The sequence below is a fragment of the Paucibacter hankyongi genome, assembly GCF_037482915.1.
In the GTDB taxonomy this organism is placed as follows: Bacteria; Pseudomonadota; Gammaproteobacteria; order Burkholderiales; family Burkholderiaceae_C; genus Paucibacter_A; species Paucibacter_A hankyongi.
In genome coordinates this window covers 136,322-158,391 of sequence record NZ_JBBHJX010000003.1, presented here as the reverse complement: position 1 = coordinate 158,391, position 22,070 = coordinate 136,322, and the positions used below count along the sequence as shown (strand labels likewise).

General features: G+C 63.0%; 17 protein-coding genes. 4 read left to right on the top strand and 13 right to left on the bottom strand.

Annotation, left to right across the window (positions count from 1 at the left end; all coding sequences use genetic code 11):
• Positions 1-7: 7 nt before the first annotated feature.
• A complete protein-coding gene (locus tag WG899_RS06670; protein ID WP_339594849.1) occupies positions 8-1,093 on the top strand; it encodes a P1 family peptidase in 1,086 nt (361 codons plus the stop codon).
• 23 nt (positions 1,094-1,116) lie between these two features.
• On the opposite strand, the gene WG899_RS06665 is transcribed toward WG899_RS06670, so the two are convergent.
• From WG899_RS06665 to WG899_RS06640, 6 genes are all read right to left on the bottom strand, one after another.
• Positions 1,117-2,244, bottom strand: coding sequence for an acyl-CoA dehydrogenase family protein (locus WG899_RS06665; protein ID WP_339594848.1), 1,128 nt, complete (start codon positions 2,242-2,244; stop codon positions 1,117-1,119).
• Between the two features lie 28 nt (positions 2,245-2,272).
• Positions 2,273-3,451: an acyl-CoA dehydrogenase family protein gene (locus WG899_RS06660; protein WP_339594847.1), complete on the bottom strand. Its 1,179-nt coding sequence runs from the start codon at positions 3,449-3,451 to the stop codon at positions 2,273-2,275.
• Between the two features lie 179 nt (positions 3,452-3,630).
• The gene (locus WG899_RS06655) at positions 3,631-4,554 is read right to left on the bottom strand and encodes a PEP-CTERM sorting domain-containing protein (protein WP_339594846.1); all 924 of its coding nucleotides are present in this window, start codon (positions 4,552-4,554) and stop codon (positions 3,631-3,633) included.
• 291 nt (positions 4,555-4,845) lie between these two features.
• On the bottom strand, positions 4,846-7,770 hold the full coding sequence (prsT, locus tag WG899_RS06650) for an XrtA/PEP-CTERM system TPR-repeat protein PrsT (RefSeq protein ID WP_339594845.1): 2,925 nt from the start codon (positions 7,768-7,770) through the stop codon (positions 4,846-4,848).
• Positions 7,771-7,844: 74 nt separating this feature from the next.
• Complete coding sequence (locus WG899_RS06645) at positions 7,845-8,540, bottom strand: retropepsin-like aspartic protease family protein (RefSeq protein ID WP_339594844.1); 696 nt, start codon at positions 8,538-8,540, stop codon at positions 7,845-7,847.
• A gap of 6 nt (positions 8,541-8,546) precedes the next feature.
• Positions 8,547-9,041, bottom strand: a complete 495-nt coding sequence (locus tag WG899_RS06640; protein WP_339594843.1) for a YajQ family cyclic di-GMP-binding protein — start codon at positions 9,039-9,041, stop codon at positions 8,547-8,549.
• Between the two features lie 64 nt (positions 9,042-9,105).
• On the opposite strand from WG899_RS06640, the gene murB reads away from it, so the two are divergent.
• Positions 9,106-10,191, top strand: a complete 1,086-nt coding sequence (murB, locus tag WG899_RS06635; protein WP_444718815.1) for a UDP-N-acetylmuramate dehydrogenase — start codon at positions 9,106-9,108, stop codon at positions 10,189-10,191.
• A 93-nt stretch (positions 10,192-10,284) separates the two neighbouring features.
• Here murB and argG read toward each other — a convergent pair whose 3' ends face one another.
• The 7 genes from argG to WG899_RS06600 all read right to left on the bottom strand — a co-directional run bounded on the left by argG (position 10,285) and on the right by WG899_RS06600 (position 20,678).
• The gene (gene argG, locus WG899_RS06630) at positions 10,285-11,637 is read right to left on the bottom strand and encodes an argininosuccinate synthase (protein WP_339594842.1); all 1,353 of its coding nucleotides are present in this window, start codon (positions 11,635-11,637) and stop codon (positions 10,285-10,287) included.
• A gap of 225 nt (positions 11,638-11,862) precedes the next feature.
• A complete protein-coding gene (locus tag WG899_RS06625; protein ID WP_339594841.1) occupies positions 11,863-12,318 on the bottom strand; it encodes a type 2 periplasmic-binding domain-containing protein in 456 nt (151 codons plus the stop codon).
• A gap of 10 nt (positions 12,319-12,328) precedes the next feature.
• Positions 12,329-13,600, bottom strand: coding sequence for a hypothetical protein (locus WG899_RS06620; protein ID WP_339594840.1), 1,272 nt, complete (start codon positions 13,598-13,600; stop codon positions 12,329-12,331).
• Complete coding sequence (locus WG899_RS06615; protein WP_339594839.1) at positions 13,597-17,004, bottom strand: PAS domain S-box protein; 3,408 nt, start codon at positions 17,002-17,004, stop codon at positions 13,597-13,599. The genes WG899_RS06620 and WG899_RS06615 overlap by 4 nt, the downstream gene beginning before the upstream one ends.
• Positions 17,005-17,116: 112 nt before the next feature.
• The gene (locus tag WG899_RS06610) at positions 17,117-17,974 is read right to left on the bottom strand and encodes a DUF924 family protein (RefSeq protein ID WP_339594838.1); all 858 of its coding nucleotides are present in this window, start codon (positions 17,972-17,974) and stop codon (positions 17,117-17,119) included.
• Positions 17,971-20,055 carry a prolyl oligopeptidase family serine peptidase gene (locus tag WG899_RS06605; protein ID WP_339594837.1) on the bottom strand — a complete coding sequence of 695 codons (2,085 nt, stop codon included), beginning with the start codon at positions 20,053-20,055 and terminating at the stop codon, positions 17,971-17,973. Before WG899_RS06605 ends, WG899_RS06610 begins: the two co-directional genes overlap by 4 nt.
• A gap of 62 nt (positions 20,056-20,117) precedes the next feature.
• On the bottom strand, positions 20,118-20,678 hold the full coding sequence (locus tag WG899_RS06600) for a YaeQ family protein (RefSeq protein ID WP_339594836.1): 561 nt from the start codon (positions 20,676-20,678) through the stop codon (positions 20,118-20,120).
• Between the two features lie 122 nt (positions 20,679-20,800).
• On the opposite strand from WG899_RS06600, the gene WG899_RS06595 reads away from it, so the two are divergent.
• Together WG899_RS06595 and WG899_RS06590 are read left to right on the top strand one after the other, a co-directional pair.
• Positions 20,801-21,073, top strand: coding sequence for a hypothetical protein (locus tag WG899_RS06595; protein WP_339594835.1), 273 nt, complete (start codon positions 20,801-20,803; stop codon positions 21,071-21,073).
• Positions 21,074-21,240: 167 nt separating this feature from the next.
• Positions 21,241-21,906, top strand: a complete 666-nt coding sequence (locus WG899_RS06590) for a hypothetical protein (protein WP_339594834.1) — start codon at positions 21,241-21,243, stop codon at positions 21,904-21,906.
• The last annotated feature ends 164 nt before the right edge of the window (positions 21,907-22,070 follow it).

The following is a 22,070-nucleotide window of genomic DNA, read 5'->3' as shown; positions in this document are numbered from 1 at the left end:
TTAGACCATGCCAGGCTCAATCGACTTTCCTCGCATCGGCGTCCTGCCCAGCGGCCCGCTGGACAGCCTGGCCGATGTGGCCGGCGTGACGGTTGGTCATTGCACGCTGGATGCCGGCGCCGTGCAGACCGGGGTGACGGTGATCCGACCGCATGCCGGCGATGTCTTTCTGCACAAGGCCCCGGCCGGCTTGGCGGTGTTGAACGGCTTTGGCAAGAGCATGGGCCTGCTGCAACTGCAGGAGTTGGGTCAGCTGGAAACGCCTATCGTGCTTGGCAGCACCTTTGCCGTGGGCACGCTGGCCACCGCTTTGACCCAACAGGCCATCGCCCAGCACGCCGAGATCGGCCGTGACTGGCCGACCGTCAATCCGCTCGTGTTCGAGTGCAATGACGGCTATTTGAACGATGCGCAGGCCTTTGCCGTGCAGGCTGAACATCTGTCTCGGGCCATGGCCGACGCGAGTTTGGATTTTGCCCAGGGCTGCGTTGGGGCAGGGCGGGGCATGAGTGCTTTCGGCCTGAAGGGCGGCATCGGCTCGGCCTCGCGTCGTGTCCGCGCCGGCGCAGAGCCTTGTACGGTGGCGGCGCTGGTGCTGGCCAATTTCGGTCGGCCGGAGGCCTTGACGATACAGGGGCAAAGGCTCGGGCCGCTGTTGCAAGAACGGCTGCAAGCACGACTGCGCGGCGCGCCGCCAGCCACCGATGGGAAGGCTCAGGTCGAAAAGGGCTCCATCATCTTGATCATCGCTACCGATGCGCCGCTGGACTCGCGCCAACTCGGCCGGCTGGCGCGCCGGGCGGGCGCCGGGCTCGCGCGTACCGGCTCGGACTATGGCCATGGCAGTGGCGATATTGCCCTGGCCTTCTCCAGCGCCTACACCTTGCCGCAACGGGCCGCCGAACCGATGCCAGCGCTGGCCATGCTGCACGAGGCAAGACTTGACCCTCTGTTTCAAGCCGCCGCCGAGGCCTGCGAGCAGGCCATCGTCAAGGCCTTGTTCGCCGCGACCACGGTGCAGGGGCGCGACGGCCATGTCCGCCGCGGTCTGCGCGAGCTGGCGCCGGATTGGCGGCAGCTGCTCGCGCTGTGATTGCGCTTTGATCGAGTCTCAACTCAGGCGAACACGCCGGCCGTCTCGGTCATGCGGGCGCTGACTTCGCCGAGTTGGTGCAGGCTGTCGCCAAATTGCAGCTCCATCACCGTGAGGCGCTTGAAGTAGTGGCTGGAGATGTACTCGTCGGTGACACCGATGCCGCCATGTAACTGCGTGCATTGCTGGCCGACAAAGCGCATTGATTGGCCCAGTTGCAGCTTGGCCTGGGCCAGCGCACGGCGCCGCGCGGGCGCTGGCTCGGCCAGCTTTAAGCTCGCAAAGTAGCTCATTGAGCGCCCCAACTCCAGCTGCATCTTCACATCGGCGACGCGATGCCGCAGCGCTTGAAAGCTGCTGATCGCCACACCGAACTGCTGGCGCTGCTTCATATAGTCAACGGTGATTGCCAACATTTGCTCCATCGCGCCGACCGCCTCGGCGCAGAGCGCCGCAATGCCCACATCGACGGCCAACTCCAGCGCGGCCAGGCCTTGCTCGGGGCCGACCAAAAGGGTGGCGGGCGTGTCGGCGAGGACCAGTTCGCCGGCGCGCGAGCCGTCTTGCAGGCTGTAGGGACGGATGCCCACGCCAGCGGCGTCGCGTTCCACGAGGTAGAGGGCGATGCCGGCTTCATCACCAATGGCGCCATAGACACGCGCCGGCACGATGAAGGCGTCGGCCCAGTCTGCGGCCGGCACCAGGCTCTTCTTGCCGCTCAGCCGCCCATCAAGGGCGCGGGTTTCCACATGCTGGAGCCGATAGCGGGCGGCGCGCTCTTGCTGAGCCAAGACCAGCATCGTCTCACCGCTTGCGATGCGCGGCAGCCACGTCGCTTGCATGGCCGTTGGGGCCTGGCGCAGCACGGTGGGGGCGACCAAGCCGGCCTGGGCGAATGGTTCCATCACGAGGCCGCGGCCGAGTTCTTCCATCACCGCCATGGCGTCGATGGCGCCCAGGCCCATGCCGCCATGCTGCTCCGGCACAAGCAGGCCGCTCAGGCCCAGGCCGGTGAGGCCGTTCCAGGCTTCGGGCGAGAAACCGCCGGCCTTGACGATGGTCTGGCGGCGCGCAAAGTCGTAGTCCTTTTCGACCCAGCGGCGCACGGCCTCGCGCAGCGCTTCTTGGTCTTCACTGAAGTCAAAGTCCATCGAGGTGCTCCCAGTTTGCTCGGGGCATTCAGCCCAAAACCGTCTGCGCGACGATATTGCGTTGCACCTCGTTCGAGCCACCGTAGATGGTGGTCTTGCGGGTGTTGAAATAGTGGCTGGCCAGCGGGGCGCAATGGGCCGCTCCGACATGGTCGCCCTGCCAACCGGCCTCCATCGCCTCGTGAATAAAGGGCAGGCTGAAGGGGCCGCCGGCCAACATCATCAGCTCGGTGTAACGCTGCTGGATTTCACTACCGCGAATCTTCAGCAGGCCCGCCACGTCGAGCGACTGTTTGCCACTTTTCTCGGCCGACAAGACGCGCAGCACCATCATCTCCAGCGCCACGATGTCGACCTCCAGCAGCGCGATCTGGTCGCGAAAGCGAGTCTCAGCCATCAGGCCTTCTTGGGTCGCGATGCGTTTCAGCCGTTCCAACTCACGCTTGGCGCGGTTTACATCGGCGATATTGCTGCGCTCATGGGCGAGCAGGTATTTGGCGTAGGTCCAACCGCGGTGTTCTTCACCAATCAGGTTTTCGACCGGCACTTCGACATTGTCAAAGAAGACTTCATTCACCTCATGTTCGCCGTCCAACATGATGATGGGCCGCACCGTGACGCCGGGCGACTTCATATCGATCAGCAGGAAGGAGATGCCGGTTTGCGGCTTGCCCGACGAGTCGGTGCGCACCAGGCAGAAGATCCAGTCGCCGTACTGTCCCAGGGTGGTCCAGGTCTTTTGGCCATTGACGAGGAACTTATTGCCTTGGCGCGCGGCCTTGCACTTCACCGAGGCCAGATCCGAGCCCGAGCCCGGTTCGCTATAGCCCTGGCTCCACCAGACCTCACCGCTCATGATGCCGGGCAAAAAGCGTTGCTGCTGCTCCGGCGTACCGAAGGCCATGATCACCGGCGCCACCATCACTGGGCCGAAGGGCACGATGCGCGGCGCACCGGCCAGCGCGCATTCTTCCTCGAACAAGTGGCGCTGCACGGCCGTCCAACCCGGCCCGCCAAACTGCTTGGGCCAGGCCCAGCCATGCCAACCCTGCTGGCCGAGAATCTTGGCCCAGCGCTGCATATCGGCCTTGTTCAGCCGTTGCGCCTGGTGCACCTTGCTGCTGATGTCTGCCGGCAGATTCTGGGCCACCCATTGCCGAATCTCGGCCCTAAAGGCGAGTTCTTCCGCCGTGAAGTTCAAGTCCATGCGCGCCTCCGCTGCCTGCTGATTTCGATGCATCGATCAGGGCAAGGTTTTAGCACGAACGTTCGATTTCCACCTGTCTCAACTGGGACAGTCTTGGCGAACAGAAATGCAAAAAGCGGCCACAGGGGCCGCTTTTGCGATCAATCAGCGAGGTAACTCGCTCGCCGATTTTTCTATCTTCAGTCGTTCTTGGCTTTGCCTTGGCGGCGGGTGTAAACCACGCCAAACAGGGCCAGACCGGCGAGGGCCAGTGAGCCTGGTTCGGGAACCTTGTTGCCGGCAGTTACGCTCAACAACACTTGGCTATCGCCGGCCGGATTCGGCTTGTAGACGTTGTAGGTAAAGTTAGTCGTTCCCGACAAATCTGCACCATTAACGGAACTCCAGCCAATAGTTCCATTCAGGGCTGCCAAATAAGCATTGACTTGTTTGGTGAAGGCTGTATCTACCCATTTGCCGCTATTGGCGTCCCAAACCTGTGCTTCGGTATTGTCTAAGCCGCTGCCGGCGTAGCCCTTTGCATAATACTTCCCGTCGCTATTGCCATTGCCGTCGCTCTTGCCCTTGCCGTCGCCCTCAATTTCCCAGATGGCGAACTGGAAGGCTGCAGACTTCACGCCACTCGTGAGGCTGTCATAGTATGCATGCGAATAGAGGGTAGTCAGATCGGCCAAAACCCGCGAGGTCGTTGTCGTTGAATCGTCGTACATCCCTTGGATATTGCTAGCCTGATACTTTGATCCAGCGAACAAGGTGGCATAGCCGCCGCCGGTAACGAAGTTGTTCAGCATGGTCTTGTCGTAGGTGGCGCCAGGTGTGGAGGTGTTGAAACCATTCAAGGGATCCAAGCAGTAAACCCAAAAACTGCTACCGCTCGCCACATTGCTGCCACTCTCGTTGACTTTCCAGGCACCCATGGATGTGGAGGCTGCGGAACGGTTTCCGAAAACCAGGGAGTGCGATTCAACCAAGCTTGTTCCCGCGCCGGTGACATCGGTTACCGTCGACGTTGCATGAGCCGCCGTAAAGGTCATTGCCAGCATGCCGGCCGCAGCAAAGGCGCTGATCCGACTAAGGGTCTTGATCGACAGGGCTGTTTTCATCATGTTGGCTACCTTGTTCACAATTATTTGCACACATTACTTGTGCGTGTCGGGATCCTAACGGCTACGCTGTGCCGAACAACCCCGCGATTCGGGGGGGGGCGGCAGCAATGAGCCGGCTTTCAGGGGCGCACTTTAGCCTCTTTGCGAGTGATTCGAGCGGCGCCATCCATGGACGCTCCTCTTGTGCCGTAGCGTTTGCCACGGATTGTTCGCTTTGCTGCGAATCTGCAAGCGGGCTTCGGGTTCTGGGGTGAAAAATACCGAAGGCCCGCGGAGGCTGCGCGGCACTCACAGACCCAGTTCGGTCTTCAATTGGGTCAGCTCTGGCGACTGCGGCAGCTTGTTGGGGCCATTCAGCGCCGCCGTCAACTCTTCCTTGGCTTCCGCCTTGCGGCCGGACTTGGCCAAGGCGTAGGCGAGGTGGAAGCGGATGCTGCCCGAGGACGGGTTGCGCAAGCGGGCATCGCGCAAATGGCGCAGACCAATGTCCAGTTTGCCGCGCTGCACCAGGATCCAACCGAGGCTGTCGATGGCCTCGGCATTGCCGGGGGCGAATTTGACGGCCTTTTCGGCCGCTTCGACGGCCGCCGGGTCGTTCAGCCGTTGCAGCAGGCTGGCGTAGCTGATCAGGGTGGCGGGTTCGTTCGGTTCCAGCGCCAGAATCTGCGCAAAGCTCTTGCGCGCAGCCTCTAATTTGCCGGCTTGCGTCTGTACTTGGGCCATCGCCTTCAGCGCATTGCGGTCCTTGGGGTTCTTTTTGGACCAAACCTCCAGGTCGGCCAAGGCCTTGTCGAAGTTGCCGGCGGCAATATGCGCCTGGGTGACCAAAATGGCGTTGGCGGTGCTGGGTTCCTTGTCCATCACGGCTTTGTAGCCCGCCAAGGCGGCGGCGAATTGCCCGCGCGACATGGCGATATGGGAGCCGGTCATCAGGGTCAAGGTGTTGCCGGGGTAGGCGCTGCTGAGGGTCTTCATCGCGGCATCAACCCGGCCAGCGTCACCGCGCCGGGCTTCAACCTCGACCTGCAAGCCCAGGGCGTCCAGATAGTTGGGTTGGGCCTGCAGGGCTTTTTGGACGTTGTAGGCGGCGCCGTCAATGCCTCCGGCCATCAGGTTCATGCGCCCGATTTGCACCTGCTGTGCCGGGTTGAACTCGGCTATGCGGGTGGCGGCTTGCAGCGTCAACCTCGCATTATTGGGGTCGCCTGCGCCAAGGTAGAGGCGAGCCAGGGCAAGTTGCGGCGCCAGCACGGACGAATATTTGGCCGCCAGTGATTTGGCTGCGCTCAAGGCCTTGTCGTTTTGTTGTTGGCTTTGCAGCACCTCCACCATCAACAAGCCGGCGCGCGGATCGGTGCGCTGAAGCTCTTCGGCTTTCTTCAAATTGGCCATGGCTTCATCGAGCCGCTTGGCGCGCAATTCGAGTACGCCCAACTGAAACAGGATGTCGGGGTCGTCGCGGCCGCCGACGACCATTTTGCTGAGCCGGCTGCGCGCCTCGTCAAAGCGCTGCTCTTCCATGTCCAGCCAGCTCAAATTGATGGCGGCCGGGCGGAAGTTGGCGTCCTTGCTCAGCGCTTGGGTGAAGGCCTCGCGGGCGCCACGCTTGTCGCCCGTGCGGCCCTTGATATTGCCCAAGAAGCTCAGCATGGTCAGGTTGCTGGGGTCTTTTTTGACGATGCTTTGAACCGTTTGCAAGGCCTTGGCGCTATTGCCTTGCGCCAAGTAAGTCATCGTCAGTTGCACGCCGGAACGGGCATCGCCGGGTTTGGCGGCAAAGGCCTTCTCGAGGTTGGCGATGCCGGCCTTGTCTTGGCCCAGTCCCAGTTGGCTGAAGCCGAGTTCGCGTACGGCCGAGGCGGTGCCGCTCTTGGCCACGGCCTTTTCAAAGAATTCGCTGGCGACTTGGTAGCGCTTGCGGGCCATGTTCAGGCTGCCCATCAAGTACAGCACTTGCGGATCGTCCGGGTTGGCGCGTATCGCGGCTTCGAGCAAGGGGGCCGCGCGGTTGTAGTCGCGCCGGTCCAGATAGACCCCGGCCAAGAGCACCGTGGCGTTGTAGTGTTTGGAGTTGGACCCCAGCAGGGTCTCCAGATAGCCCTGAGCCTTCTCGGCGTTGCCCAGCGAACGGTGCGATAGCGCACCCACCATCAGCAGCGGCTCATTGCCGGCAATGCTGTCGGGCGGCAGCGCATCGACCAGGCCGGCTGCATCGCCAAAGGCGGACTTGGCCGCCGTTTCGTCCCCCTTGCGAGCCGCCAGCAGCCCGGTCAAGTAGGACGCGCGCGGGTCTTCCAATTCTTCTTCGACCAGAAAGGCCAGGTCTTTTGCGGCCTCGGCTTCGCGCCCGAGAGAAATCAGCAGGGAGGCATGGGCGACCCGCGAATCGACTTGTTTGGGACTGAGGGTCAGCGCACGCTCTTGGGCCGTCAAGGCACCCTTGACGTCTTTTTGGGCCTGCAAGATCGTGCCCAGCGTGTACCAGGCCGCCGGCTGTTTGGGGGCTAACTCGGTGGCCTTGGTGGCCGAGGCCTTGGCCTTGTCTAAATCACCCTGGCGCAAGAGCAGGGACGCTTCGGCAATCAGCGGGGAGGCCGAATTTGGATTGGCTTGCTTGGCCTCGTTAAAGCTCTTGCTGGCCATGGCGACATTGCCAGCCATGGCGTAAGCGGAGCCGCGCAGGGTCAGGATTTCGGCGTGAATGGTCTGCGGCATGCCGTTCACATTCAGCTGTTCCAGCAGCCGTTTGCGCTCGCCCAATTGCAGCCAGATTTGCCCCAAGGGTACGGCCACCTCGCTGCGACTGACGCCTTGCTTCAAGGCCTCCTCAAAGGCAGCCTCGGCGCCTTTCCATTCGCCATTGCTCATCAAGACCTTGCCCAGCAGCAAGTGCGCGGCCAACATTTTCTGGTCTTGTTGAATGGTGTTCTTCAACTGAATCGTGGCGCCGTCCAAGTCACCCTTTTCGTAGCGCTGCAGAGCGTCTTCGTAGAACTTGGCGGCTTTTTCTGGGGTTGCCCAGGCGGCGGGAGACAGGGCGCCGAGACTGGCGATCAGACCCGCAAGCAAGACGGGGCGGAGCGCGTCGAGCGACAGCGAATAGGCCTGATCGGAGCGGGGGCAGGTGAGTTTTTTGAGGCGCATCTCGTCAGTATCGGGAGTTGGCGTCGGTTTTTTGAGTTGGCCGACCTGAATTGCGGTGAATTTGTTCATATTCCGCTTCATATTCCACCCAATCACGAAGCGGCTTTGGGCCGGAGCTTGGCCGAAGGGCGGAAATGCTGGGTTCAGTAACGCAGATCCAAGGTCAGCACATCGTTGTCTCGCTTCATCTGGAAGCGGGTCAGAAAACTATTGCCGAGCAAGACATGGCTCATCTGACCCGGCACAACGATGGCGTCGACATTGCGCACCTCGACCTCACCGATGCGCACCAAGTCGAGCGTCAACACATGTGCGGGTACCGTGCCGTTCGCCGTCTGCGTCATGATGCGGCGGCCTGCGTGGTACTTGAGGTTGATGCGCTCCGCCTCGTTTTGGCTGATAGAGATCGCAGTAGCGCCGGTGTCGACCAAGAATTGCGTGGCCTGCCCGTTGATGCTGCCGCTGGTGGTGAAGTGCCCACCAGGCCCCGAACTCAAGATGATCTTGCGCCCCGCGTTAAGGGCTGGCGTGGCTTCGCCGATGCGGCCCGGCGATGCGCCCATCTGCAGAGTTAGGCGTTTTCCGCCGACTTCAACCAAGGCGCTGCCGTCTTCCACGGCCAGCAAGCGCACGCCACGCACGCTGCTGCCGACGGGCACGGTGCGTGCCTCGCCATCAATCATCAGCAGCGCAGCTTTCGCGCCAATGCTGCCGTTGAAGGCCACCGCCGGCCCTTGGGTTTGCGCCTGGCCTTGCACCTGGCCTTGCGCCCAGGAGCAAGCGCAGCAGGCCATCAAGCCCGCCATCAGCAAGGCGTGCAGGCGGCGCGCAGCGCTCATGAACGCTCAGTCCCGGAAATTGCCGTAGTCCAGCGGCACATCGGCGAATTCCTTTTTCAGCAAGGCGATGCCGACCTGCAGGTCGTCGCGATTCTTGCCGGTGACGCGCACGGTGTCGCCCTGGATCGAGCCTTGCACCTTCAGCTTGGCATTCTTGATCGCGGCGACGATTTTCTTGGCCAGATCGGATTCGATGCCGTTTTTGATCTTGTAGACCTGGCGCACCTTGTCGCCACCGAGCTTCTCGATCTTTTCTTGCTTGTCCAGGAAGCTGATGACCACGCCTTGCTTGATCAGCTTGGAATACAGCACCGCTTCGATCTGCTCGAGTTGGAATTCGCTGTTGCCAACGGCGTGAATCTCTTTTTCCTTGTCCTTCAAGCTGACTTCGGCGGGCGTGCCCTTGAAGTCGAAGCGGGTCGAGATTTCCTTGGCGCTGGTCTCGACGCCGTGCTTGATCTTGACCATATCGGGTTCGAGGGTGGTGTCAAAGCTGGGCATGTTTATTTATCGGTTGGGGGCAGGTCCTGCAAGGATAGCCCGGTTGATCTGGGAAAATTCTGCCATGCAGGAACAAGCTGTAAATCCCCCCATCGAACCCGTCAAGACCAGCGGCAATGCCTTGCTGCTGGAACATGACGTCAATCTAAAGCCTTTCAACACCTTTGGATTGCCGGCCACCGCAAGTCGTTTGGTGCGAATTCGCGAGGTGGCCGATGTACGCCGCGTCGTTGACCATCCCAAATTGGGTCGCGCGCCCAAGCTGGTGCTGGGAGGCGGCAGCAATATTGTGCTGACCAAGGACATCGATGCGGTGGTGCTGAAGATGGAAATACCGGGTTTGCGCCTGCTGGAAGAACGTGCGGACGCCTGGATTATCGAGGCAGGCGCTGGGGTGTCCTGGCATCAGTTGGTGCAATGGACGGTGGAGTCCGGTTACCCGGGCCTTGAGAACATGGCGCTGATCCCCGGGACGGTCGGCGCCGCGCCGGTGCAGAACATCGGCGCCTATGGCCTGGAGTTGAAGGACCGGCTTGACAGCGTCGAGGTGGTGGACCTGATGAGCGGCCGGACGGTCATCTTGCCGGCCTCGGCCTGCCGCTTCGGTTACCGCGACAGCGTGTTCAAGCAAAGCGAGTTTGGCGGGTTGGCGGGCAAATGCGTGATCACGCGAGTGCGCCTGGCCTTGCCCAAACCCTGGCGGCCGGTGTTGGGCTATCTGGAGTTGGAACGCAAGATGGCGGAGAACGGCATCAGCGAGCCCAGCGCCCGGCAGATTTTTGACTGGGTCTGCGAGGTGCGCCGCGCCAAACTGCCGGACCCGGCGGTGATCGGCAACGCGGGCAGCTTTTTCAAGAACCCGGTGGTGACGCCGGAGCAATGCCGCGACATCATCGGCCGCGACCCTGGCATCGTGCATTACCCGATGCCGGATGGTGGCATCAAGCTGGCGGCGGGTTGGATGATTGACGCCTGTGGCTGGAAGGGCAAGGCCGTCGGCGGCGCAGCGGTCTACGAAAAGCAGGCCCTGGTGTTGGTGAACCGGGGCGAGGCGCGCGGCGCCGAGGTGGTGACCTTGGCGCGGGCCATTCAGGAAAGTGTCTATGGGCGCTTTGGCATCCGCCTGGAGGCGGAGCCCGTGATGTTGTGAGCGCGAGCCTGAGTTTGTCGATACAAATTGCGGTTCAGAAATAGAAAAGGGCTCAGCAATCGCTGAGCCCTTTTTTTAGATCATGGGCCGAAATTACTTCTTGTCGGCTGCGGCCGTGCCGTCTTGCAACTGGGGCAGGCTGTTGGTGGTGGCCGGCGATAGCAGGCCCACCTTGGCGTAGTTCATCAGCTTGTCGCGGGTGTCTTTGATGTCCAGATTGCGCATGGTCAGCTGGCCAATGCGGTCAGCCGGCGAGAAGGGCGCGTCCTCGACCTTTTCCATGGACAGGCGCTCGGGCGCGTAAGTCAAGTTGGGGCTCTGGGTGTCCAGCAGCGAGTAGTCATTGCCGCGGCGCAGCTCGATGGCGACTTCACCGGTGATGGCGCGGGCTACCCAGCGCTGGGCGCTCTCGCGCAGCATGATGGCTTGCGGGTCAAACCAGCGGCCCTGGTAGAGCAAGCGGCCGAGCTTCATGCCGTTCATGCGGTACTGCTCGATCGTGTCTTCGTTGTGGATGCCGGTCAGCAGGCGCTCGTAGGCGATGTGCAACAACGCCAGACCGGGAGCCTCATAGATGCCGCGGCTCTTCGCCTCGATGATGCGGTTTTCGATTTGGTCGCTCATGCCCAGGCCATGGCGGCCGCCGATGCGGTTGGCTTCCAGCAGCAACTCGACCGGGTCGGCGAATTCCACACCGTTCAGCGCGACCGGCTGGCCTTCTTCAAAGCGCACGGTGACGGTCTCGGCCTTCACCACCACGTCGTCCTTCCAGAAGGCCACGCCCATGATGGGGTTGACGATCTTGATGCCGCTGTTCAGGTGCTCCAGATCCTTGGCCTCATGGGTGGCGCCCAGCAGATTGGAATCGGTGGAGTAAGCCTTTTCGGCCGACATCTTGTAGCCAAAACCGGCGGCCGTCATGAAGGCCGACATCTCGGCGCGGCCGCCCAGCTCGTCGATGAACTGCTGATCCAGCCAGGGCTTGTAGATCTTCAGCGCAGGATTGGTCAGCAGGCCATAGCGGTAGAAGCGCTCGATGTCATTGCCCTTGAATGTCGAGCCGTCGCCCCAGATGTTCACATCGTCCGCCTGCATGGCGGCCACCAGCATGGTGCCGGTGACGGCGCGGCCGATCGGTGTGGTGTTGAAGTAGGTCACGCCGGCGGTGCTGATGTGGAAGGCGCCGCTTTGCAGCGCGGCAATGCCCTCGTGCACCAGTTGGGCGCGGCAGTCCACCAACACGGCCTTCTCGGCGCCGTACTGCATGGCCTTGCGGGGGATTTCGTCATAGTCCGGCTCATCCGGCTGGCCCAGATTGGCGGTGTAGGCGTAGGGGATGGCGCCCTTGTTGCGCATCCAGTGCAGGGCGGCGCTGGTGTCCAGGCCACCGGAAAACGCGATACCGACCTTCTGGCCGACGGGGATTTGCTGAAGAATGCTTGACATGGGCTGCTTGTTTGAACGGGCTCAAGGGGCTGAGCGGGCTGAACGGACTGGGCTGGACGGTCAAAAAACGCTCGCGAGGAGGCGTTGCAGGCCCTATTTTCTGTCAGTTTTGAAAACAGCCCTGCTGGCCCCGTCGCGCCAAGTCAACAGTGGCGACCCTGGTGGTGGATTTGCGCCCAGTTTTGCGGCTGCCCCGCGGGGCTGAGGCTTCGAATCGACGGGTGCTCAGTACTGCGCCAAGACCTTGACCGTGCCGTCCAGCGCGGCCTTGTCGATGTAGCCAATCGCGCCCGGCGTGGCCGCTACCAAGCGTTTCACTTCGGCGTCGCTGCCCAGTGCGCGCGGCGCCTGGGCGCGACCGGTGAACATGATGCGAGACCAATAGGCCTTGATTTGCGCCTCGTCGCGGTTGGCCACAGCCTTGTAGAACTGGCTGCGTGTCGGCTTGCCCTCGCTCTGGTCGATCGGCGTCAGCACCGGCGAGCCGGGCAGGCTATCGACCTTGCCGAGGAAGAGGTTGGCAATCTGCTCGGACTTTGGCGCCAAGGCAGCCACGCTGGGGTGCACGATCACCACCACCTGCGCTTGTGCCAGCGGTGCCAGCTGGACCAGACCGACCAGCATCAAGCTGGCGGCCCATGGACGAGGGCGAAGGCGAGGAGGTGAGGCAAGCTTGCGCATGACCATCCGCTCAGAACACAAAGTCCAGATTGAGGCCCAGCACCTGGAAGTGCTGGCCTTGGCGGGGCGGGTTGAGCGGGTTCGGGTTGACCAGGTAGCTCGCGCCCGCCGGACTGTCCACGGTGATGCGATCCCACTGCAGCTTCAAGGCCATATTGGCGACAAAGTCCCAACGCAGTCCGAGCGAATAGCTGTGCTGCTCGTTCGCTGAACTGGCCGAAAAAAGACTCATGCCGGCATTGATGGCAGGGTTCTGGAAACCGGTCACCACCGCAGCGGGAGCGGTCCAGCGCTTGGCATAGATGGCATAGGGCATCAGCGCGCCAAAGCGTCGGCCGCCGAGCAGGTAAAAAGCCTGTGCGTTGGGCACAATGGTTTGCCCATCTTGGTCCCAGTGAATCAAGGTGTACTCGCCTTGCACGATGTAGCCACCCGGGTCGTAGACGGCGCCCAGCCCGGTGTAGTTCACCCGTTTGTCCAAAAGGTTTAGCTGCTGGGCCAGCGTGGGGCTGTCGGCCAGGGCGCGGCTGAACAAGGGCTTGGCTTTGGAGGGCTCGTAATCGCTGACTCCCCGGTTATGGACCAGTCGCAGCATCAGGTCGTTGCTCTCGTACATGAGATCAAGAGAGAGCAGACGGCGGAACTGCCCTTTGTCTTCGACCGCGCTGCGGTCATTGGAGGGGCCGGCAAAAGTTGCGGTGCCATAGCCGAGCTGCAGGGTCAGGCTGCCATCCACCAAGGCCTGGCGATGGCGCAGCTGCAACATGTCCGAGCTGTTGATCATCGATTGCAGATTGACCTCCACCGGCGCCCGCAAAAAGGGGTTGGCGTAGCCGACCAGCCGGTAGTCCGAAGCCAGGAAATACGGATGTGGGCTGCGGCCGATGCGCAGCGAGTTGTTGCGGTCGAAGTTGTATTGCAGATTCAGAATCTGCAGCGAGGGCATGTAGTTGTTGCGGTTGTTGTGGCGCGTCATGAGTTGCGCTACCGCTTCCAACTGCTCGGAAAAGCCATAGTTGGCCTGCACGGCCAGGCGGCTATCGGGCTTGCTGCTCAGTGCGCCGCTGCGACCGGCGCCATTGGGGGCGTCGGCAAATGTGCCCTTGAAGTCGGCCTGCTCGCTGTCCATATAGGTCAGCCCCAACGTGCCAAAGCCGCTCAGTTTCAACCCCGGCTGCACCTGCGCCAAGGCCAAGGAGTGCGCGCCCAGCAAGGCGAGGGCGCCGGCACAGGCCGTCAGGCCTTGGCGCAGGCGGGCGGCAGGCTTGGTCGATCGGCTCATGGTGGGGTGGTCTCGTCTTTTTGCGGCGCGCGTAAAGGCAGCTCAATGACGGCGATTGTGCCCCGGCCGACTTCGCTGTTGAGCGCGATCTGACCGCCCAACAAGCCAGTGACCAGGCTGTAGACGATGTGCAGGCCGAGACCGGAGCCGCCTTGGCCTAGCTTGGTGGTGAAAAACGGGTCGAAGACGCGCGGCAGGTGCTCGGCCGCAATGCCGCTGCCGTTGTCCTCCACCAGCAATCGCAGCCGCTCGCCGTCAAGGCGCTCGGCGCGCAGTTGCACGCAGGCGTCGGGGCGCGGCATGTCGAAGCCGTGCGCCATGGCGTTGTTGATCAGGTTCATCAACACCTGGCCGAGCGGGCCGGGGTAGCTGTCGAGTTCCAATTCGGGACCGATGTGGTTGATCAGCGCCACCTTGGCCTTGCGCAGGCTGGGCTGCAGCGTCGCCGCGATCTCTTGAGCTACCTCTTGCAGCTTGAAGCTGCGCCGCTGGTAGCTCGATTGGTCGACGGCGACTTGTTTGAAGCTGCGCACCAGCTCGGCGGCACGGTGCAGGCTGCGCAGCAGCATCTCGGCGGCTTGCTGCGTGTCGGTCATGAAGGACTCCAGCGTGGAGCGCCGCAGCCCTTGCGCCACCGAGATGCTGAAGTCTCGCTGTTGGTCCAGCAATGTGCTGGCCATCATGACGGCATTGCCGATTGGGGTGTTCAGCTCATGGGCAACCCCGGCCACCAGTGCACCCAGGCCTGCCAACTTTTCGGAGCGCACCAATTCCTGTTGGGTCTGCTTCAGCGACTCGAGCGCCATGGCCAGCTCTTGGGTGCGGGCCAGCACGCGGCCTTCCAGTGAGGCGTTCAGCTGCTGCATCTGCGTCTGGCTGCGCTTGCGTTCGGTGATGTCGCGCACGATGGCCCAGTAGCCCACCGGCCGCCCCTCCTCATCGGTCTCCAGATAGGTGCGCAGTTCCACCGGCAAGGCGTGGCCATCGAAATGGATGAACTCCTTTTCATAGACCTTGGAGTGCCCGTCCAGCCGGACTTGGTATTTGATCAGGTCACGCTCCATCTGATGCCATTTCGGCGGCGTCAATTGCTCGTTCTGCATGCCGAGCAATTCGCTCTCGGTGTAGCCCAGCATGCGCTGCAAAGCGGCGTTACTGTCCGTCAGCCGGCCCTGCAAATCGGAAGCGACAAAGCCGTCGATCATGCTGCTGTGCAGGCGCCGGTAGCGGGCCTCGCTGGCCTGCAGCGCCAACAAGGCGGCGCGGCTTTCACTGATGTCTTGCTGCACCGTCACCAGCAGCAGCTTTGCGCCGACCGTCACCAGCCGCGCCGAGACCCGGCACAGCAGCTTGCTGCCATCGCTGCGCCGGTATTCGACTTCCAGCCCGGCGACCGCACCGGCTTGTCGTACCGCCTGCAGCATTGCCGCGCGTTGCTCCGGGTCGACCCAAAGGCTGGGCTCCACGCTGGTGAATCCCGCTACCGCCTCCAGGGTGTAGCCGAATTGCAGCAGCCAGGCCTCGTTGGCGGTCACGATGGCGTAGTTGGCCTCGGCGTCCGAGATCAGCACCGCCACCGGCGTCGCCGCCAGCAGGGCCTGCAACTGGCTTTCGCTGTCGCGCAGCGCCTGCTCGGCCGCCAGCCGGTCGGTCAGGTCCAGATAGATGCTGAGGATCAGCTGCGTGCCTTGATTGACGATGTAGCGGCCCGACACCTCGCAGAGGCGCACCTGTCCATCGGCGCGCCGCAGCGCCACTTGCAAACCGGAGATTTCCCCTTCGGATTGCAAGCGCGCCACAAAGTCAGCCCGGGCCGCCGGGTCGACCCAGAGGCCAAAGGCCGAGCCGCCGAGTCCTTCGACTTGCTCGGCGGTGTAGCCGAAGCAGCGGTACCAGGCCTCGTTCCAGTGCGATTGGGTCAATCCTTCGGTGACCGGCGAATAGGCCATCGGCACCGGTGCCGATTGGAAGATCGCCATGAAACTCAGCTCGCTTTGGCGCAGCAATTCTTCCGCGCGTTTCAGCTCGGATATGTCGGACAGCACCGACAGCGCGACCGACTCGCCGTCCAGCTTGATCAGGCGGCTGCTGAGCATGCCCCAGTAGCCCAGGGCTGAATCGGGGCGAGACAACTGCACCGTCAAGCCGTCGATCCGGCCGGTGCTCAACAACTGCTGCGCTTGAGTTTGGCGTAACTGCTGCTCTTCGGCGCTGCTGGCCGGCGGCCGATGGCTGCCGATCAGTTGCGGGCGTGTGCGGCCCAAGGCTTGCTCGGCCGCCGGGTTGACGTCGATGATCTTGTCGTCACCGATTCGGGTCAAGGTGATTGGGTGCGGAAAGGCCTGAAAGATCAGGCGGAACCGCTGTTCGGCGGCGGACAGGCTTTCCACCATGCGGTTGAAGGAGGAGGCGAGGGCAGCGACCTCATCGTTGCCCAGCACCTCGGCGCGCGCCGATTGATCACCATTCTGCAGGCGGGTTTGGGCCTCGCCGAGCAGGTTCAAGGGCCGCATCAGCCAGCGGTAAAGCAAGAGGCTGCCGGCGAAACCCGCGGCCAGCGACACCGCCAGCAAGAGCAAGGCTTGGTATCGGATTGCATCGGCGGCAGCGCTCAAATCACGCTCCGACTGACTCAGCACCAAGCGCCAGTCGGTTTGGCCTATCGTGCTTTGCCAAACCCGCACCGGCTGCTGCTGGCGGGGCAAGGTCAACCGGGCTGGAATGACGGCGTCGCCGCTCATGACTTTGGCCAGGGCTTGCTGCTCTTCAGCCAGCGCGCTCCAACTGCCGGCCAGCGGGCTCCCGGTGGCGTCGAGGATCAAGGCCTGCGCCTCACTTTGAGTGGCGGATTCATTGGCCGGCGCCAACACCTGGCGCAGCGAAAAGGCCGCGGCCAGCACGCCGAGCGGCTCGCCCTTGGCGCCGCTCAAAGGCAAGAGATGCAGCAGCAAGGGATCGCCCAGCGCGCTGCTGATCAAAACGCGGCGCTCGCTCCCCTGGGGCCCGGCCAGCGGTGCGGCCAGCACTTGGCCTAAGCGGGTCGAAGCCTCGCGGCCCGCGGCCAGCAAGCGGCCATCCGGCGCGACCAAGGCCAGCGCTTTGATGTCGCCGATTTGAGCCTGCCAGCGCTCCAGCACTGCGCCGGCGGTGCCGGTCAATTGGTTGCCACCCAGTGCCAGCGTGTCTCGGAGTTCGGTACTGCCGGCCAGCAGCTGCAGCAAGGCCGCTTGTTCGATCAGTCGGCGCGACAGCTCAAATGCGCGCACATCGACCAGCGCCTGAGCCTGCAACTCGCTGGCCTCGGCCTGCTCGCCGGCTTTTTGACTCAGCAGGCTTAAGCCCAAGGCTCCGCCCAAGAGCACCGGGCCGATCACGACCGTCAGCATCTTGGGCAGCAGCTTCATCCAGTACCCTCAAACCATCAGTTTGCTAAGAGGAGAACTCTAACAGTCAGCCCCCAGCTCGGCGACCCGGCCCGCGCCAGATTCTGTTTAGGGTTTGCCTGTAAAACTTGGACTAAAAGCCCGAGCCAGGCTGAGCCAGATAGGCTTGTTCTTCGGCTGTGGAGATCCGGCCAAGGATCGCGTTACGGTGCGGAAAGCGGCCGAACTGCGCGATCACCGCGCGGTGCTTTTCGGCATAGTCAAGCGCGCCAGCCAGGCGCGGTTCTTGTTCGGCCAAGCGGGTGAACTCGGCCACCGCGCGGTCTTGCATGGCCATGTCTTCGGCGTGCTCCAGCGGCATCAGCGCAAACCACTGCTGCAGCGGCGTCAGTCGTTGCAATTGGTCTTGAGACAGCAGGGCCAAGGTGTCCTGCAAGGCCTGGGCGTCGCCGGCAAAGGAGCGGGCTTGCCCGCGGTAGATATTGCGGCTGAACTGGTCCAGTAAAAGGATGCGGGCCAAGCGTCCGAGCGGCCTTGCATCCCAGCTGGCCAATTGACCGGCCAGCGCCTCTTCAACGCGAGCAGCAAAGCCTTGCTCAATCTCCCGATCGGTCTGCTCGCTTTTGCGAAACCAGAGCGGGCGGATCTGTCCATCGTCTGGGCTGCCCAGCACGCCGAACCAGTAGTTCAACACCGCTTGAATATTGGTGGCGAGGGTCAGGGCTAGCCAACGCGGGTGGCGCTTCAGATAGGCCGCGACATAGCTGCAAGCCGGTACGACTTCGCGCTCTTGACTTGCCGCCCAGGCCAGGCCTTGTGCCACCAGTTGCCCGGCCAGGCCGCGCCCTTGCAGGGCCGGGGGCACCCCGGTGTGGGTGAAGACGATTTGCCCCGGCTGCAGGCGGTAATCCAGCTCCATTGCATGGCCGTCAAGCTCGGCGCTGAAGCGGCAAGCGGCCGTGTCATGGTGGATCTGCAAGGTCTCGTTCATGGCTGTGCGTGCCCCAGTTGCTGCCAAAGATAGCTGTATTCCAGCGCTTGCAAGGTGGCGCGTTGCTGGTTGTCCGCCGCGCCGCCGTGGCCGCCCTCGGTGTTTTCATAGTAGAGCACCTCATGTCCTTGCGACTGCATCAGCGCCGCCATCTTGCGGGCGTGAGCGGGGTGAACGCGGTCATCACGGCTTGAGGTGGTGAACAGGACCTTCGGATAGGTCCGCTCCGGCTTGACGTTATGGTAGGGGCTGTAGCGGGAGATGAAGGCCCAGTCTTCGGGCTGATCGGGGTCGCCATATTCGGCCATCCAGGAGGCGCCGGCCAGCAGGCGGTGGTAGCGGCGCATGTCCAGCAGCGGCACTTGGCAGACCACGGCGCCAAAGAGCTCGGGGCGCTGCACAAAGGTGGCGCCCACCAGTAAGCCGCCATTGCTGCCGCCCATGATGCCCAGGTGCTGCGGGCTGCTGATCTGGCGGGCGATCAGGTCCTCGGCCACGGCGATGAAGTCATCAAAGCTCCTCTGCTTGTGGGCCTTGACCGCCGCTTGATGCCAGCCTGGGCCGTACTCGCCACCGCCGCGGATATTGGCCAGCACCAGCACGCCGCCTCGGCCCAGCCATGCCCGGCCAAAGCCGGCCGAATACCAAGGCTGTAGCGAGGACTCAAAGCCGCCATAGCCGTACATCAGGGTGGGGTTGCGGCCGTCGGCCCTGGCTCCGGCGGGCCAGACCACAAAGTAGGGCACGCGGCTGCCGTCTGTGCTGATGGCAAAAAACTGCTCCGTGCGCATGCCGGCGCTGTCGAACTGGGCCTGGCGAGCCTTCAATACGCTGCGTTCATCGCTGCCAGCGCGGCATAGAAACAGCGTGTCGGGCGTCAAAAGATCCGCGTAATTGAGCAGGTAGCTATCGGCCAGCTCGTCCTTGGGTATCTCGTTGTCGTAAAGACTGGACACGCTGAGTGCGCCAGGGAAGGGGGCTTGAATGTCGCGATGTGTTGGGCGAAGCGGATCGGCGAAGCACCATTCCTCCAGCCGGCTGGCCACATGTTCGCTGACGTTCAGCAGCACATGCTGGCGGGTGAGTGTGTAGCCGGCCAGGGAGCGGCTCGCCGTGGGCTCGAAAAGCCGTAGAAACTGGCGCTGGCCCTGCAAAAAATTGGCCGCATCGGTGATCAGCAGCGAGCCAGCCGGAAAGGTCTGTTCGCCCACCTCCCAGTCGCTGCGCGGCTGCAGCAAGAGCCGCGGCCCCCAGAAGCAATGCTGCATATCGCGCGGCAGTTCCAGTTGGGCGAGCGAGCCATCGGCCTGCAGCAAAAAGGACTCTTGATTGTAAAAATCGATGGCGCGCACAAAGGTGCAGCGCTCGAAGCCGGGCGTGTGATCTACGCTAGCCCAGGCCAGCACATCTTGGGCCTCGACCTCAAACACGGTCTTTGCACTCGCCAACGGCGTGCCGCGCGCCCAGCGCTTGATCAGGCGCGGGTAGCCCGAGTCGGTCACGCTGCCGGGGCCGAAGTCGGTGCCCACAAAAACATGGTCGGCATCGATCCAGCTGAGCAGGCTTTTGGCCTCGGGCAGCGTGAAGCCGTCGGCAATGAAGGTCTTGCTGTGCAGGTCGAATTCGCGCACCACCGAGGCATCGGCGCCGCCGCGCGATAGCGAAATCAGGCAGCGGCGGTAGTCCGGCCCGAGGTGGCTGGCGCCTGCGAAGACCCAGTTCTCCTGCTCGGCCGCGCCCAGGGCGTCGAGGTCCAGCACGGTTTCCCATTGCGGCTCGGCCTTACGGTATTCCTCCAAGCTGGTGCGTCGCCACAGGCCGCGCTTGTGATGCTCGTCTTGCCAGAGGTTCATCAGCCAGGGGCCGAGCCGCTCGATACGCGGGATGCGGTCCTTGGCGTTCAGTACTTCGACAAAGTCTTGGTGCAGTCCGGCGTATTCGGGCCGGGCTTGCAAAACCAGCAGGCTGGCGGCATTGCGCTCGCGCACCCAGGCCAGCGCGGGTTCGCTGCTGACCTCTTCGAGCCATGCAAAGCTGTCTTGCGCGGGCTCGGGCTGGGCCTGTGTGGGAGTGGGTGTCATGGCGGCGCGGCCTCGGTCAGCAAGAGGAGCGGGCAGAGCCCGGCGGGATCAGGGGTCAAGGATCAGTCTTGGGCCACCTTCAGCGCGATCGGGGTGATCTCCAGCGAGTCGGCCGCGGTCGAGACATAGATGCCGCCGTCTTGCACGGTGACCTGCATCTGCATGCTGCGCTCGGCAAACTTGGACAAGGCCTGCGACTGCTCGTGCGGGATCTGCCAGACCGCCAGGCGCGGCGCCCGCACCAGCTTGGCTTCGATGCCGGCCCACCAGATGGCGCTGCTGTAGGTGTAGGTATAGACGCTGACCCGCTCGGCCCGGCCATGGGCCTTCAGCAGCCGGCGGTCATCGGGCTGACCGAGGTCGATCCAGTGGACGATGTCGCCGGTCAGGTCGCGCTGCCAGAGTTCGGGCTCTTCCACGTCGGCCAGGCCCTTGCTCAGCTCGAGTCGCCCGCGCATCTCGTCGGCCGGCACATTCAGGGCAAAGGCCAGGATGCGAATCATCATGCGCTCGTCGGTTTCCGACGGTTGGCGCGCGATGGTCAGGTTGTGTTCGCCATAGACGTTGCGGTCCATGTCGGCGATTTGCAGCTGGGCTTTGTGGATGGTGGCTTTGATGGCCATAAGGTCGGGACTCTGGAGGGAAGCGGGCCGCGCATTATCGGCCGCGCTGCGCACCCGCCGGGTGCTGCTGTGAGCCTGGGGGACAATCGGTCGCTTCTTTCCCCTTGCAGGTCTTCAAAAACATGAGCATGAAAAAAACCGACCTCGACCGCCTCGCCGGCCTGAAATTGGACAGCCAGATGCGCGGCGCGGCCGTGCCTGGGCGCTTTGGCCAAGGTGCCGCGCAGCTGCCGGATCGCAAGGAACAGCGCCGCCTGGACAGCGCCGCCGGCCTGGTGCCCTTCGCCTGCAAACTGCCGGCAGACTTGGCCAAGACGCTGCGCGAGCGCGCCGATGCCCATGTCGGTGGCGTCAACGGTTTGATGGCCGAATTGCTGCAAAAAGCGCTAGGCTGAGTTGCAGGGGCTAGCCCTGATCCTGCGACCCCGCGGGCGTGGCATGATTCGGGCGTGGCGCCGCTTTCGGGCGCCTTTCAATTTGTGCCGGGCCGGCCCGCGGCCTCGGGTGTTGTCGGCGCCAAGAGCTGGGCGCTATCTGCATGAAAGAAAGTAAGAGCTTTGCCATGAAACGAATTCTTGTCTCCTTGCTCGCCGCCGCGTTGATGCCGGTGTTTGCGCAGTCCACCGCCAACCCGAATGCCAAGGTTGACCCCAAGAACAACAAGGTCAGCAAGCCGGTGGTGGATAAGCCCAAGCAAAAGCTGATGACGCGCGACGAACTGCGCAGCTGCATGAACGCCAATGACGCGAATCGCGCCGAAGGCGAAGCCATCAAGGCAGCCCAAGCGGCTCAGACCAAGGAACGCGCCGAGCTGCTGAAGGAAAAGGACGACCTGACCAAGATGGGTGACGCGCTGACCGCCCGCACCACGGAGCTGCTGGCCGAGCGTGCCGCCTTGCTCAAGCTCAACGAAGAGCTGAAGGTCAGCTTGCCCAAGGCCAAGAAGGAAGAGGCCGAGGCGCTGAAGAAGGACTACGACGAGAAGGCCGAGGCCCACGGCGTGCGCATCGATGCGCTGAACAAGGACAAGATGTCCTACAAGGCGCTGTCGCCCGGCTTTGATGCCAAGGCCGAGGCCCACAACCAATCGACCAAGGCCTTGGAAGCACGCGCCGAAGCCTACCTCGACAAGCTCGACGAGTGGAAGGCCGAGTGCAGCAACAAGCCTTACGACGAGGCCGACGAGCTCGCCATCAAGAAGGAAAAGGCTGCAGCCGCAGGTAAGTAAATGGCTGCGACCCGCTCGCCGATGATGGCCCGCGCGCAGCGCTGCGCCGGCGCCGCCTGAAGCGCGCGAATGCTTCTCAGACCGACCGAAGAGAAAGGCGTCATCCGTACCCGGACGACGCCTTTTTTATTGCTGGCCCGACCCGCAGGCCAAACAGGAGATGA

Bases quoted from the DNA above. Each gene is read 5' to 3' on its own strand.
- WG899_RS06670 (WP_339594849.1), top strand. From the start codon at position 8: ATGCCAGGCTCAATCGACTTTCCTCGCATCGGCGTCCTGCCCAGCGGC.
- WG899_RS06665 (WP_339594848.1), bottom strand. From the start codon at position 2,244: ATGGACTTTGACTTCAGTGAAGACCAAGAAGCGCTGCGCGAGGCCGTG.
- WG899_RS06660 (WP_339594847.1), bottom strand. From the start codon at position 3,451: ATGGACTTGAACTTCACGGCGGAAGAACTCGCCTTTAGGGCCGAGATT.
- WG899_RS06655 (WP_339594846.1), bottom strand. From the start codon at position 4,554: ATGAAAACAGCCCTGTCGATCAAGACCCTTAGTCGGATCAGCGCCTTT.
- prsT (WP_339594845.1), bottom strand. From the start codon at position 7,770: ATGAACAAATTCACCGCAATTCAGGTCGGCCAACTCAAAAAACCGACG.
- WG899_RS06645 (WP_339594844.1), bottom strand. From the start codon at position 8,540: ATGAGCGCTGCGCGCCGCCTGCACGCCTTGCTGATGGCGGGCTTGATG.
- WG899_RS06640 (WP_339594843.1), bottom strand. From the start codon at position 9,041: ATGCCCAGCTTTGACACCACCCTCGAACCCGATATGGTCAAGATCAAG.
- murB (WP_444718815.1), top strand. From the start codon at position 9,106: ATGCAGGAACAAGCTGTAAATCCCCCCATCGAACCCGTCAAGACCAGC.
- argG (WP_339594842.1), bottom strand. From the start codon at position 11,637: ATGTCAAGCATTCTTCAGCAAATCCCCGTCGGCCAGAAGGTCGGTATC.
- WG899_RS06625 (WP_339594841.1), bottom strand. From the start codon at position 12,318: ATGCGCAAGCTTGCCTCACCTCCTCGCCTTCGCCCTCGTCCATGGGCC.
- WG899_RS06620 (WP_339594840.1), bottom strand. From the start codon at position 13,600: ATGAGCCGATCGACCAAGCCTGCCGCCCGCCTGCGCCAAGGCCTGACG.
- WG899_RS06615 (WP_339594839.1), bottom strand. From the start codon at position 17,004: ATGAAGCTGCTGCCCAAGATGCTGACGGTCGTGATCGGCCCGGTGCTC.
- WG899_RS06610 (WP_339594838.1), bottom strand. From the start codon at position 17,974: ATGAACGAGACCTTGCAGATCCACCATGACACGGCCGCTTGCCGCTTC.
- WG899_RS06605 (WP_339594837.1), bottom strand. From the start codon at position 20,055: ATGACACCCACTCCCACACAGGCCCAGCCCGAGCCCGCGCAAGACAGC.
- WG899_RS06600 (WP_339594836.1), bottom strand. From the start codon at position 20,678: ATGGCCATCAAAGCCACCATCCACAAAGCCCAGCTGCAAATCGCCGAC.
- WG899_RS06595 (WP_339594835.1), top strand. From the start codon at position 20,801: ATGAGCATGAAAAAAACCGACCTCGACCGCCTCGCCGGCCTGAAATTG.
- WG899_RS06590 (WP_339594834.1), top strand. From the start codon at position 21,241: ATGAAACGAATTCTTGTCTCCTTGCTCGCCGCCGCGTTGATGCCGGTG.